Annotated in this window: 9 protein-coding genes; 5 read left to right on the forward strand and 4 right to left on the reverse strand. The window is 61.2% G+C overall.

Annotated features, from left to right (window positions below; translation table 11 throughout):
* Positions 1-716: 716 nt before the first annotated feature.
* The 4 genes from J3P75_RS17420 to J3P75_RS17435 all read right to left on the reverse strand — a co-directional run bounded on the left by J3P75_RS17420 (position 717) and on the right by J3P75_RS17435 (position 7,394).
* Entirely contained in the window at positions 717-1,784 is a 1,068-nt protein-coding gene (locus J3P75_RS17420; RefSeq protein ID WP_434707602.1) for a lipocalin-like domain-containing protein, read from the reverse strand.
* Entirely contained in the window at positions 1,774-4,245 is a 2,472-nt protein-coding gene (locus J3P75_RS17425; RefSeq protein ID WP_434707603.1) for an FtsX-like permease family protein, read from the reverse strand. Before J3P75_RS17425 ends, J3P75_RS17420 begins: the two co-directional genes overlap by 11 nt.
* Positions 4,242-4,895: an ABC transporter ATP-binding protein gene (locus tag J3P75_RS17430; protein ID WP_434707604.1), complete on the reverse strand. Its 654-nt coding sequence runs from the start codon at positions 4,893-4,895 to the stop codon at positions 4,242-4,244. Before J3P75_RS17430 ends, J3P75_RS17425 begins: the two co-directional genes overlap by 4 nt.
* Before the next feature lie 801 nt (positions 4,896-5,696).
* Positions 5,697-7,394, reverse strand: a complete 1,698-nt coding sequence (locus J3P75_RS17435) for a sulfatase-like hydrolase/transferase (RefSeq protein WP_434707605.1) — start codon at positions 7,392-7,394, stop codon at positions 5,697-5,699.
* A 388-nt stretch (positions 7,395-7,782) separates the two neighbouring features.
* Here J3P75_RS17435 and J3P75_RS17440 point away from each other — a divergent pair, with 388 nt between their 5' ends.
* Genes J3P75_RS17440 through J3P75_RS17460 form a run of 5 tightly spaced genes read left to right on the forward strand, consistent with a single transcriptional unit; the run spans position 7,783 to position 12,618 of the window.
* Positions 7,783-9,135: a UDP-glucose dehydrogenase family protein gene (locus J3P75_RS17440; protein ID WP_434707606.1), complete on the forward strand. Its 1,353-nt coding sequence runs from the start codon at positions 7,783-7,785 to the stop codon at positions 9,133-9,135.
* Positions 9,132-10,166 carry an NAD-dependent epimerase gene (locus J3P75_RS17445; protein ID WP_434707608.1) on the forward strand — a complete coding sequence of 345 codons (1,035 nt, stop codon included), beginning with the start codon at positions 9,132-9,134 and terminating at the stop codon, positions 10,164-10,166. The genes J3P75_RS17440 and J3P75_RS17445 overlap by 4 nt, the downstream gene beginning before the upstream one ends.
* Before the next feature lie 14 nt (positions 10,167-10,180).
* Positions 10,181-10,927: a sugar transferase gene (locus J3P75_RS17450; protein ID WP_434707609.1), complete on the forward strand. Its 747-nt coding sequence runs from the start codon at positions 10,181-10,183 to the stop codon at positions 10,925-10,927.
* Positions 10,927-11,574 (forward strand): CpsD/CapB family tyrosine-protein kinase, encoded by a 648-nt coding sequence (locus tag J3P75_RS17455; RefSeq protein WP_090282723.1) that lies wholly within the window; start codon positions 10,927-10,929, stop codon positions 11,572-11,574. Before J3P75_RS17450 ends, J3P75_RS17455 begins: the two co-directional genes overlap by 1 nt.
* Positions 11,575-11,595: 21 nt before the next feature.
* Complete coding sequence (locus J3P75_RS17460; protein WP_090282722.1) at positions 11,596-12,618, forward strand: polysaccharide biosynthesis/export family protein; 1,023 nt, start codon at positions 11,596-11,598, stop codon at positions 12,616-12,618.
* The last annotated feature ends 2 nt before the right edge of the window (positions 12,619-12,620 follow it).

Here is a 12,620-nt window from a genome sequence, read left to right on the forward strand (position 1 = left end):
CGGGTTTCTGGGTAGAGCGGCGGGTGGCGGGGAGAGTTCCGAGCGGTTTGTCTGGGCGCGGGATCGGAATTGCTGGATGAGACATGAAACAGCCCGAAAATCAAAAGCCCCTCACCCTAGCCCTCTCCCGGAGGGAGAGGGGACTGACCGTGGTGTTTGAGCGAGGTGCGCCGGCCTGAAATACCGAGTTGTACGCCAATTTCGAAGCCAACCAAGATCGGCTCCCTCTCCCTCGGGAGAGGGCTGGGCGGGCGGCGTTCCGATGAGGGGAAAACCCACCACAAATTCCAAGCCATGCGACGCTTCTCACCACTCAATAGGCCGAGTGTCAGCTCGCCTGCTCTTGATCTTGATCCACCGGCGACGTCGGAAGGCTGAGTGGAGGGATCGATCCGGGGGTGGGAGCGCAGCGACCGTCTGGCGCAGCCAGACACAGCGGACGTAGGTGCAGCGAAGCAAACCGTAGCCGCTGCGCCCGGATCGATCCCGGAGCGAAGGAACCCGAGCCTGCGAGGGCCGAACGTAGGAGCAAGCCTTTTGGTTCCTTTTTGGCGTCTGAAAAAGGGACTCGCCGTAAGGGCGAAACCGCCAGCCGCAGCACCCGAAGCAACGGATATGTACCCAAAACCAAAAAACTCAGCGCCTGAAAGAAAGCCATCGCGAGCAGGCTCACTCCTACAGGGGTATCGGGCTGCCCGCAAGAAAATCGCACCCGCTCAATACCCGGTCATCTCCAGATACCCCCGACCAGCATGACTCCCGCCAATCCCCACCGGTCCCTCCCAATAAGGGATACGCAAATCCATCCACGCGTCACGATTAAGCGCATCGACGCTGATATCGAGGTGCTTGTCCGGAATGCGCAGCCACCACTTCACCGGCATCGACCGCCCGGCAACCTCAGCCGTATCCTGCGGCACAAGACTGATCTGCTCACGACGCAACGTCTGAATCTGCCCATCCGCAGCGATCCACGTACCGGTCAAATAAGCCGCCCCCTCCTTCTGCCGCATGCGATAAAGCATCACATGCTCACCACTGTCCAGATGCAGGGAAAACCAGTCCCAACCGGTCTGATTGGCGGTGAGCGGCTGACTGCTCCATTCCCGGTCCAGCCACGCCGGCCCGCTGACCGTATAAGTCTGACCATCGATCTGCAGCGTCCCGCTGGCCTGAAAAAACGGCTGGCTGTAGTAATACGACGCCTGACCCTGCTCGGACTTCTGACTGAAACCTTTGTCGCCCTGCAACACCAGCGGCCGGCTGGACGTCAGCCGCAAGTCATAAGCGAAATTCTTATCGCGAGCGCGCAGCTGCATGTTGCTCAACGGGTCCGCCGCCTTGCCGGCAAACATCCAGTCATCGATCCATGCCTCGAACGGCGCCAGGCGCACACCAGCCTGCCCGACGCCACCGCGCGCGTAGCGCTCGGCGGCGTGATGGGCCGTACTCGACGTCACCGCCGCATGCCCCAGCCACACCGTCTGGTTGCCCCACCCTGCCTGCTCTGCCTCAGGTTTCAAGGCGCTGCGAAACAAGGTCCATTGCACGCCAAGATCGTTGCCCTGCTGATCCTTGAGATTCGCCGTGACGTACCACCATTCGATGCGAAAGCCATCGTGGGCGCCGTGATCCGCCGGAAAACTGAACAGCCGACCCGGCACCACCGGGGTGAACGCCTGCGCCTGCGCGCCCATGCCGGCAAAGCCCTTCTGTTCCGACACGGACTGATCACAAGCGGTGAGCAACAGCGCGGCCAGCAGCGCGACGAGCTTAATCCTCATGGGCAAACGTCCTCAGCAGGTCCGCCGGTTGCGTGCGGTACAGCGAATACAGCGGCCACGCCGAGGCGAGCAAGGTCGCCAGCAGCGCCAACCCCATCAGTTGCAGCAGTTGCCACGGGAACACCCGCAACGGCAGGCGCCAGCCGAACGCCTGCACGTTGATTACCGCATCGAGGCACCACGCCAGTGCGATGCCCAGCGGCAACGCCAAAATCAGCGTCAACACCGCCAGCAGCCAGGTCTGGCCGAGATTGAGCAGCATCAGTTGCCGCCGCGTTACGCCCAGCGCCCACAACGGCGCGAGCTGGCCGAGACGGCTCTGGCTCTGCGTCAGCAGGCTGATGAACAACGCGACGCCCGCGACCGCCAGGGTCAGGCTGTTCAACGCCGCCGTCGCAGCGAAGGTGCGTTCGAAGACCTGCACCGACCAGCCCTTGAGCCGCGCCTGATCGATGATGCGGCTGTCGTCCAGGTGAAACCGCGCCTGCAAGGCATTCAGAAACGACGGGATCTGCTGCGGATCGATGCGCAAATTGAAACGGTTCGGCGTCAGTTGCGGCCAGCCGCGCAGCAGGTGATTGCTGTTGACCAGCAAGTGGCCCTTGGGATTGCCGTAATCGGCGTAGATGCCGACGATGCGCGGCGACCATGTGCCATTCGGCGCGGCAATCGTCAGTCGGTCGCCCGCGCGCACCTTTAGCCGACGCGCCAGTTGCTCGCTGAGCATCACCGCGTCGTCTGTCGCCAGATGCGCCCAAGGGTCGCTGCCACTGCTGTCGAGCAGCGGCCAGTGCTGGCGATAATGCGGATGATCGACGATGCCGAACAGCTCCGCCGGCCAGCCTTGCAGCGTCACCGTGACCTCCCAGTTGGGCAGCACCGCGCGAACATTCGGCTGCTGCTTGAGCCAACTGTACATTTCCCGTGACTGGGCCGGATTGCTCGGATTGATGTACAGCTCGGCGCTCAGGCGTTGTTCGAGCCAGTCATTGAAGGTCTGGCGAAACCCGGCAGTCATGCTGCCCGCGCCAATGTTGGCGGCGAGCGCCAACAGCAGCGCCATCAGCGCCAGACTCAACGCCGGCAGTTGCTGACGACAATCGGCGAGAAACCACTGCCCCAGCACCGAACGTCTGCGCCCCAGCAATGGCGTCAACACTGCGCTCAGCAGCACCGGCAAGGCCAGCGCCGCGCCGAGCAACAGCCCGGCCATCAAGACGAAGCCACTGCTCAGACTGTTGCCCCAGACCAGCGCCGCCAGCGCAATCGCCAGCAAGCCCGCCGCCAACCAACCCTGGCGACGCAACCAGCGGGAATATTGTTCGTGCCAGGCCTGTGGATCGGCGACCGCCAGCAATGGCAGACGTGCCGCCCGCAACAGGCTGCTGGCGCCAGCGAGCAAAGCGCCGAGCAGACTCAAACCCATGCCGCTGAACCACCACCACGGACTCAGACGCAACTGCCCCGCCACCTCCGCGCCGTACAGACCGCGCAGGCTGGCGGCGACATCCGGCAGCAACACGCTGGCCAGCCAGTAGCCGCTGATCACGCCGAATATGCCGCCGAGCAGCGCCAACACCCCGAGTTCGACGATCAGACACGTGATCAGCATCCGCGCACTGACGCCGCAAGCGCGCAACGTCCGCAGCAGGCCACGGCGCTGTTCCAGCGCCAGGCCAATCGACGCGTGAACGATGAACAAACCGACCACGAACGACAGAAAGCCCAAGGCATCGAGATTGAGGTGAAAACTCTCGGTCAGCCGCGCAAGGTTGTTTTCTTCGCCGCTGCTTTTGAGTTGCAACTGGCCCTTGAACGAGGCCGGCAACTCGGCGTGAAAATCCTTGGGCAGTAGCATGCGTGACAGCTGCCCCGGTTGTTCGAGCACGGTTTGCGCCACACCGATGTCGACCAGCAACACGCCGGGGGCCATGTCTTTCTGGACCATCAACGGCGGCAAACGCTGCCCGTTGACGGTCTGCGGCGTGGCGCCTTCACGCAGTTGCAGCGCTTGCAAGGTATCGGCGGAAATCCACGTGCTGCCCGGTGGCGTGAAGAATTCGACAACCCGTTCAATCGGCATGGCCTGCCCGGCCACCGCTGAGTCAGACGGCAATGACACCGGTTCGATGCCCATCAATTGCAGACGCTGGTCTTCGTGCCCCTTGAGCAACACGCGCCCCTGCAACAGCGGCGACACCGGCCAGCCCTGGCGGCGCAAATCCACGAACCATTGTTGAGGAAACGTCGCCCCGCCGGGCGTACTCAGGCTGGCCTGCGGTTCGCCGCCGATCAGTTGACTGGCCCGCGCATAGCTGTCGCGCGCCTGACTGTTCAGCGCCTCGACGCCGGTCAGCAGGCTGGTCGCCAGCCACAACCCGGTCAGCACACTGAAAAACTGCACCGGATGACGCCGCCAATGACTGAGCAGCGCGCGCAACGTCTGCCGGAAAACCATCACGTCAGGCGCCCGCTGGACAGCACCACTTGCTGCGCCAGACGCGCCGCGACCCGTGGGCTGTGAGTGACCATCAACAAGGTTGTCGGCGTGTCATCGAGCAGTTCCAGCAACAGCCGCAGCACCTCATCGCTGGTGGCTTCATCGAGGCTGCCGGTGGGTTCGTCGGCCAGCAGTAATTTCGGCTGCGACGCCAGCGCCCGGCCCAGCGCGACCCGCTGCTGTTGACCACCGGAAAGTTGTTCGGGATAACGCTTGAGCAAATCACCCAGGCCCAGACGCTGCACCAGATGCGCCTGCCAGCGCGGCTCATGGCGCCCGGCCAGCCGCGCCTGAAACGCCAGATTGTCCTCGACGCGCAAACTGCCGATCAGATTGAACTGCTGGAACACCAGCCCGATCTCCGTGCGCCGCCAGTTCGCCAGTTGCGCCTCGCTCATCGACTCCAGCCGATGTCCGCCGCTGTGAATACTGCCGCGATCAACCTTGTCGAGGCCGGCGACGAGATGCAGCAACGTGCTCTTGCCACTGCCCGATTCGCCCATCAACGCCAGACTGCTGCCAGCCGCCAGCGTCAGGTCGACGCCCTGCAATACCGGCAGCGAACCTTGCGGCGTGGGGTAACTTTTGTAGACGTTGCGAACCTCAAGCATGGCTGAACCTGATCAATGAGCCTGGGCCAAGGATAGCGGCATGGACCGGTTTTGTGCGCATTGATAGAGCTCGAAGGGGGGGCCCCGCTTGTTATTGGCGTCGCTCGCAATGGCCTCATCGCTTGCAGGCAAGCTCCCACATTTTGATTGCATTCTTTCAGTTGGAATGCGGTCGACCGGTGGGAGCCAGCCTGCTGGCGATGGTGGCGGTACAGGCAAATGCTTGACTCAGTCCTGAAAATCAAAAGCCCCTCACCCTAGCCCTCTCCCGGAGGGAGAGGGGACTGATCGTGGTGGATGTGAGAGATACGCCGACCTGCAATACCGAGTCGTACGCAAAATTTGAAACGCTCACAAATCGGCTCCCTCTCCAGGGGGAGAGGGCTGGGGTGAGGGGCAGCCACACCACAAATCCAAAGCCAGCCACCTGCTTCTAACCACTCAACAATGAGCGCAAGCTCGAGTGCTCTTGATCTTGATCCACCGGCGACGTCGGAAGGCTGAGCGGAGGGATCGATCCAGGCGGGGGAGCGCAGCGACCGTCTGGCGTAGCCAGACACAGCGGAAGGAGGTGCAGCGAAGCAAACCGTAGCCGCTGCGCCCGGATCGATCCCGGAGCGAAGGAACCCGAGCCTGCGAGGGCCGAACGTAGGAGCAAGCGTTTTTTTGCTTACTTTTTTTAGGCGTTTGTAAAAAAAGTGAGTCGCCGTAAGGGCGAAACCCTAAGCCGCCGTTACCGCAGCAACGGATATGTACCCAATCAACCCCTCATAACCACGAACAATTAAGCCAACCCAAAACTCACTGCCCAACCGCCACACTCGCAGGCGCCTGCGCCGGCGTGACAACGCTCCCCAGATCAATATGCTTCCACTCAGGTCTAGCCCCCAACCGCGCATTGAACCGATAGTTGAAGGTGAAATCATCAGCGGTCGGCACACTCAGCGGTTTGCCATACACCGCCTCGATCCCCGCCAGGTCATACCCCATCAACTGCAACAGCGTCGGAAAAATGTTGTAGTGGCTGGAGCGATCCTTGTTCGCCGCCAGTTGCGCCGACCAGTCCAGGGTCTTCAGCTCGCTGCCGGAAATCACCACCAGCGGCACCAGGCCCTCCTCCTCCACCGGATCCCCGCCGCAATGAGTGTTCAAGCCCGGGTTGCCCCGTTCATGCAGATCCTGGCCATGATCCGACGTGTAGATCAGCAGCGCATTATCGAGCTTCGCCTGGGCAAACACCCGCGCAAAAAATTCGCCGACATTCCACAACACCGTGTTCTTGTAGGCGTTGCGGTACAGCACCCAGTCATCCGGCTGACCGTTGAAACCGGCGCGCTCACCGGTGTCGGCGACTTCGGTGAACTGCCCGCGCGGTAGCGTTGGCCGGTAAGCCATGAAGGCGTCGGGGTATTTGTCATGCACAGGAAAATGCGCGCCGACCTTGTTGATTACCACCAGCTCTGGCGTGTCATCGTTGAGCAGTTCGATGAGCTTCGCCGCGGCTGCCATGTCGCGGTCGCGCACGCTGGTCTGGTCGAATTGCACGAACAGATCGATGTCGTTTTTTTCGCTCGCGGTCATCAGATTCTGCAGGTTGCCGCCGGTGCGTTGACCGTCGATATACACCGTGCGCAGCCCGGCATTTTTCGCGTACTGCCAGATCGACGGCAGTGTGCTGTTGATGCGCATGTAATCGTTGCGGGTGCCGCCGTAGCGCAGGGTGACATTGGTGTCGGCGCTGCAATTGGCAATGGAGGCGGCGTAACCGTAATTGAAGATGTCGACCCCGGCCGGTGCCTGCTTCAGATTGCTGTGCACGCCGAACGGCGCATTGATGTCCAGGTAATTGCCGGAAATGCTTTCGTCGATGATCAGCACGATGTCGTGGGCAACGGCGGGCGCGCTGCGCGTCAGGGTGACCGGCTCGCGCGGGCCGACGCTGTTGTGCAGCGCCTCGTAGGCAAACAGGTTCAGATAGGCCAGCGGCGTATACATGATTGGCAAGCCGCGGGCGCCCTCACCCGCACGCAGAAACAGCAATGCACTGAGCATCAGCACGCCCGCGAACGGCGCTGCCACTCGCCAGGCGTTCGGTATGACCAACGCATGCCGTGGCTTGAGCCCGATGCCGAACAGCAGCAATAACCCGCCGAGCACGCTTCGCAGGATCGCCTCGCGATATTGATACGCCGCTTCCTGAATGAAGCCACCGGAATAGATCAGCGAGACGAAATCGCTGTACCTCAGGTAGTCAGCGGTGACGCGGGTATACACATCAAAAAAAACCGCCGAAATAAACATCGTCAATGCCAATGCATGACGGATGAGTGCCTGTCGTATATAGGCCGTTAAATACAACGCAACCGTCAGCGCCAAAAACATCGCGCCAAAAAAAAGTACATTCAAACTCCACCCGATAGCATTTAACCGATCAAAGTAATAACCGGTAAAAAGCAGCAACCAGGCAATTAACAGCAGTTCTTTGGTAAATCGGAACATGGCGATACCGGTCGTACAAAACGGCTAGGAGTCAAAGGTTTGTCAGCCAGAAGCTGACACTAGCACCCGGATATAAAAGCGCAAGAAATGACTGATAGGCGGATTTAGTGTCAAAAAAACGGTGACTCAAATCTGACACAGGCGATGCGCTACAGGCCTTTAAAACAGAGGCTTACGACCGTTTATCGCTTATTTGAAATCTGAACAAATCTGCACTAACGCAACAATTTCAATCGCAGCAATGACTTGATGGCCAATCGCCAAAAAGTACTTAAGTGTTATACCACTGCAACATGTCATTTTGCTGACACGTTTTTCAAACGCTGCGCTATACCCCTCTAACAGTCTCTTTCCGTAGTTAACTTTTGGTTTTATCGAGGGTGCGCAGATGGACGTGAGCGTATTTGGCACGGGCTATGTTGGACTTATACAAGCCGCCGCTCTTGCAGATGTGGGTCATCGGGTTTTATGCATTGATATTGACCCCAACAAGGTCAGACAACTGCAACAAGCAGTACCGCCGATCAGCGAGCCTGGGTTATCGGCCACCCTGGAAGAAAACATCAAGGCTGGGCGCCTGCTGTTCAGCACCCAGGCCAGCGATGCGGTGGCACACGCCGAGCTGATTTTCATTGCCGTCGGCACCCCGGCTGACGAAGACGGTTCGGCCGATCTCAGCCACGTGCTCAACGTCGCTCGGCAGATCGCCGGTTTCATGGAGGCCGATCGCACCCTGATCATCAAGTCGACGGTGCCGGTCGGCACGGCCGATCAAGTTTTGGCCGCGGCCAACAGCGAGTTGCTGCGCCGCGGCAAGAGCGAGCTGACGGTGCACGTGGTGTCCAACCCTGAATTTCTCAAGGAAGGCAGCGCCCTCGCCGACTGCATGCGCCCCGACCGGATCATCGTCGGCACCCGCGATGACGCGGCCCGCGAACAGATGAGCGAGCTGTACGCGCCGTTCTGCCGCAACCACGAAAAACTGATGTTCATGGACAACCGCAGCGCCGAGCTGACCAAGTACGCGGCCAATGCGATGCTCGCCACGCGCATCAGTTTCATGAACGAGCTGGCCAACCTCACCGAACTGCTGGGCGCCGACATTGAAGCGGTGCGCAAAGGCATCGGCTCCGATCCACGCATCGGCTACCACTTCATCTATCCCGGTTGCGGCTTTGGCGGTTCGTGTTTTCCCAAAGACCTGCGCGCCCTGCTGCACACCGCCGAACACAACGGCATGCCGCTGAAACTGCTGCGCAGCGTCACCGACGTCAATGACAGCCAGCGGCACATTCTGTTCAGCAAACTCAAAGCGCAATTTCCTCAGGGCCTGGCCGGCAAGTCGATTGCGGTCTGGGGCCTGGCGTTCAAGCCCAACACCGATGACATGCGCGAGGCGCCGAGCCGTTACCTGATGGATGCGCTGTGGGCCGAGGGCGCCAGTGTGCAGGCTTACGATCCGGAAGCGATGTCCGAATGCCGCCGCCTCTATGGCTATCGCAATGACCTGCATCTATGTGCCACCCGTGACGACACCCTGGAAGATGCCGACGCGCTGGTGATCTGCACCGAGTGGAAAAACTTCCGTGTGGTCGACTTCGAACTGCTCGCCGAGAAGCTGCGTTCGAAGGTGATCATCGACGGGCGCAACCTGTACAACCCGGAACAGGTGGCGGCTGCCGGTCTGCATTACAGCGGCATCGGTCTGCGCCACATCGCCCCTGAAGGGCTGCGGCCATGAAGGTGCTGGTCACCGGCGCGGCCGGTTTCATCGGAGCCCATTGCGTGCTGCGCCTGCTGCGCGACGGGCACACAGTGGTTGGCCTGGACAACTTCAACCACTACTACGATCCGCAGCTCAAACAGGATCGCATGCAGTGGGTGCGCGAAGAAGTTGGCGATTTCCAACTGGCCACGGTCGATCTGGCGCACGCCTCGGCCATTGATGCATTGTTTGCCCGCGAGCAGCCACAAGTGGTGATTCATCTGGCGGCGCAGGCTGGCGTGCGTTATTCGCTGGACAACCCACGGGCCTATCTGGACAGCAACCTCAACGGTTTTCTGAACATTCTGGAGAGCTGCCGGCATCACCCGGTCGAGCATCTGATCTACGCCTCGTCGAGTTCGGTGTACGGCGCCAACCAGCACACGCCCTACTCGGTCAAGGACGGCGTCAATCATCCTCTGTCGCTCTATGCCGCAACCAAGAAAGCCAACGAGCTGATGGCGCACAGCTACAGCCATCTGTTCGGCATTCCCTGCACTGGCTTGCGCTTTTTCACTGTGTACGGCCCCTGGGGTCGGCCGGACATGTCGCCGATCCAGTTCGCCCGGGCGATCAGCGAAGGCACACCGCTGAAGTTGTTCAACTATGGCGAGCACCAGCGCGACTTCACCTACATCGACGACATCATCGAGAGCATCGCGCGCCTGATCGATCAGTCACCGCAGGCCAATCCGCAATGGAATCGCGAACAGCCCGACCCGGCCAGCAGCATGGCGCCGTGGCGGCTGTTCAACATCGGCGGGCAGCAGCCGGTCGCGCTGAAAACCTACCTGGCCCTGATGGAAAAACACCTCGGCCAACAAGCCATTGTCGAGCTGCTGCCCCTGCAACCGGGCGACGTGCTCAACACCTGCGCCGAGGCCAGCGATCTGGCCCAGGCCACCGGGTTCCAGCCCCGGATCGAGCTGGACGAAGGGCTGGGGCGATTCATCGCCTGGTTTCGCAGCTACTACCCCACGGCTCGTGCGCCGCTTGCGACTGAATGAATGCGGAGGACCTCATGACTGGACATGAAAAAAGTGTGGCGATTGCGCAGATGCGCCCTGACAAACGCGTCGACCCGGAACATCGCATGCGTCTCGACGCGGCGATTCACCGCCAGGGCCGTGGCTGGCTCAGCGGCCGCGACGGCGGTCGGCCGTGGCAATTGTCGCGGACCAATCGGGTGGTCGCGTGCTTCGGCGCGCTGCTGATTCTGCTGCTGATTTCGCCAGTGCTGCTCGGCCTGGCGCTGGCGATCAAGTTCACCAGCCCGGGCCCGGTAATGTTCGTGCAAAAGCGCACCGGTTATCGCGGTCGCAAGTTCGGCATGTACAAGTTCCGCACCATGGTCAGCAACGCCGAAGAACTCAAGGAGTCGCTGCGCCACCTGAACAAACACGGGGCCGACGCCATCGACTTCAAGATCGACAAGGACCCGCGCGTCACCGGCATCGGCGCATTCTTGCGGCGTACCAGCCTTGATGAGCTGCCCAACCTGATCAACGTGGTGACCGGTGACATGCGCCTGGTCGGCCCTCGCCCGACCTCGTTCAACGCCTATCGCTACAAGGACAATCACCTCGCGCGTCTGAGCATCTACCCCGGCATGACCGGCCTGTGGCAGATCTCCGGACGCAGCAATATCGACTTCGACCAGCGCGTTGAGTTGGACCTCAGCTACATCGCCGAGCAGAGCCTTCTGCTTGATCTGAAGATTCTGTTGAAAACCCCCTTCAAAGTATTCAGCGGCCACGGAGCAAGCTAATGGACGGTTCAACCAATACAAGCCTGAGCATCGCCAATCCCAGCGAATCGAACCTGACGTCGACCGTGCTGGATCTCGATCTGCGGATCCTGTTGCTGACCGCCGCCAACCCCGGCGCGGGCACCACCACCAGTGCGATGGCGCTGGCCAGCCAACTGGCGCAAATGAGCAGCGGCCAGGTGCTGCTGGTCGATGCCAGCCAGTCGGCGAGCAACCTCACCCAGCAGTTGAACCTGAGCAAGGAACGCGGCCTGCGCGACTTGCTGTTCAGCTCGGGCAACCCGCCGCTGTTGCAGGACTGCGTGGTGCACACCTCCAGCCTGCCCTTCCATGTGCTGCCCAACGGCCGGCCGATCCGCACGCTGGAGCACCTGACCGCCGAACGCCTGAGCCCGTTGCTCGACCAGTTGGGCAGTCAGTACCGCTTTGTGGTGATCGATGGCGACGCGGTGTATTCCGCAGCCGACACGCTGGTCATCAGTACGCAAGTGGATGGCGTGGTGTTTGTCGTCCGCGCCGAAGACACCCGCTGGGAAGTCGCCCAGGCCGCCGTGCAACGCCTGACCCAGGCCGGGGCGAAAGTGGTCGGTAGCGTGTTCAACCGGCGCAAGTACTACATGCCCAAATGGCTTTACAAAAACCTGTAAGCGAACGCGAAGGATGACGCCATGAACGCCAAAATGCTTGTCCTGCTGATGCTGCCGCTTGCGGGCTGCTCCAGCACTTCCGAGACCCGCAACATGCCGGTGAATATCCTCACCGCCACCCCGGCCAATGCCCAGGCCACCGACATGCCGCGTGTCGAGCAGACCCTGCGCCCGAAAGACGTGCTCGATGTGATTTTCCACATCAGCACCAGTGGCTCGGATGCTTACCGGGTGCAGTCGGGTGACCAGATCGGCCTGAACTTCACCGCCGCCAGCCAGCTTAACGGCACGCAACTGGTGCTGCCCGACGGCACCATCGAACTGCCGGGCGCCAACACTTCGGTGAAAATCGCCGGGCTGACCAGCGAAGAAGCGCGGCAGGAAATCCAGCGCGCGTATGAGCGCAAGCAATTGTTCCAGCCCAACCGCAATCAGCTCGCGGTGCAGATTCTCAGCCCGCTGAGCAACGAGCAGAACCTCAAAAGCGCGTTGAACCACCCGGCCACCGGCATGAGTCGCGAGATCACCGTCGGCACTGACGGCTATGCGAGTTTCCCGGAAATCGGCGCCGTGCCGCTGCAAGGCATGACGGTCAATCAGCTGGAAACCTTCCTCAACCAGAGGTACGCGCAACTGCCGGGGCGGATGACCGTCGACGTGCTGCTCAAGTCCACCGCCGGCAACGAGATCTACGTGCTCGGCGAAGTCGCGCAGCCAGGCTCCTACCCCATCCGGCGACCGGTGTCGGTACTCGAGGCGCTGACGCTGGCGCGAGGCACCAACGTCAAGGCGCGGCTCGATTCGGTCGTGATCATGCGGCGCAACGGCAATCAAGTGCAGGCGATGAATTACGACGTCGAAAAGGCCTTGTCTGGCGACGCCCCACAAATCGCCTATCTGCAGCCGGACGACATGCTCTACGTGCCAAAAACCAAACTGGCCAGCGCCGGCGAACTCGCCCGCCAACTGGCCGATGTGGTGCTGTTCCAAGGCGTCGGTTTCAGCTTCGGCTACCGCGTCGACAACAAAGGCAGTGACAACTGACT

Source organism: Pseudomonas sp. R1-1 (assembly GCF_051132135.1).
GTDB lineage: Bacteria > Pseudomonadota > Gammaproteobacteria > Pseudomonadales > Pseudomonadaceae > Aquipseudomonas.

Bases quoted from the DNA above. Each gene is read 5' to 3' on its own strand.
- J3P75_RS17420 (WP_434707602.1), bottom strand. From the start codon at position 1,784: ATGAGGATTAAGCTCGTCGCGCTGCTGGCCGCGCTGTTGCTCACCGCT.
- J3P75_RS17430 (WP_434707604.1), bottom strand. From the start codon at position 4,895: ATGCTTGAGGTTCGCAACGTCTACAAAAGTTACCCCACGCCGCAAGGT.
- J3P75_RS17435 (WP_434707605.1), bottom strand. From the start codon at position 7,394: ATGTTCCGATTTACCAAAGAACTGCTGTTAATTGCCTGGTTGCTGCTT.
- J3P75_RS17440 (WP_434707606.1), top strand. From the start codon at position 7,783: ATGGACGTGAGCGTATTTGGCACGGGCTATGTTGGACTTATACAAGCC.
- J3P75_RS17445 (WP_434707608.1), top strand. From the start codon at position 9,132: ATGAAGGTGCTGGTCACCGGCGCGGCCGGTTTCATCGGAGCCCATTGC.
- J3P75_RS17450 (WP_434707609.1), top strand. From the start codon at position 10,181: ATGACTGGACATGAAAAAAGTGTGGCGATTGCGCAGATGCGCCCTGAC.
- J3P75_RS17455 (WP_090282723.1), top strand. From the start codon at position 10,927: ATGGACGGTTCAACCAATACAAGCCTGAGCATCGCCAATCCCAGCGAA.
- J3P75_RS17460 (WP_090282722.1), top strand. From the start codon at position 11,596: ATGAACGCCAAAATGCTTGTCCTGCTGATGCTGCCGCTTGCGGGCTGC.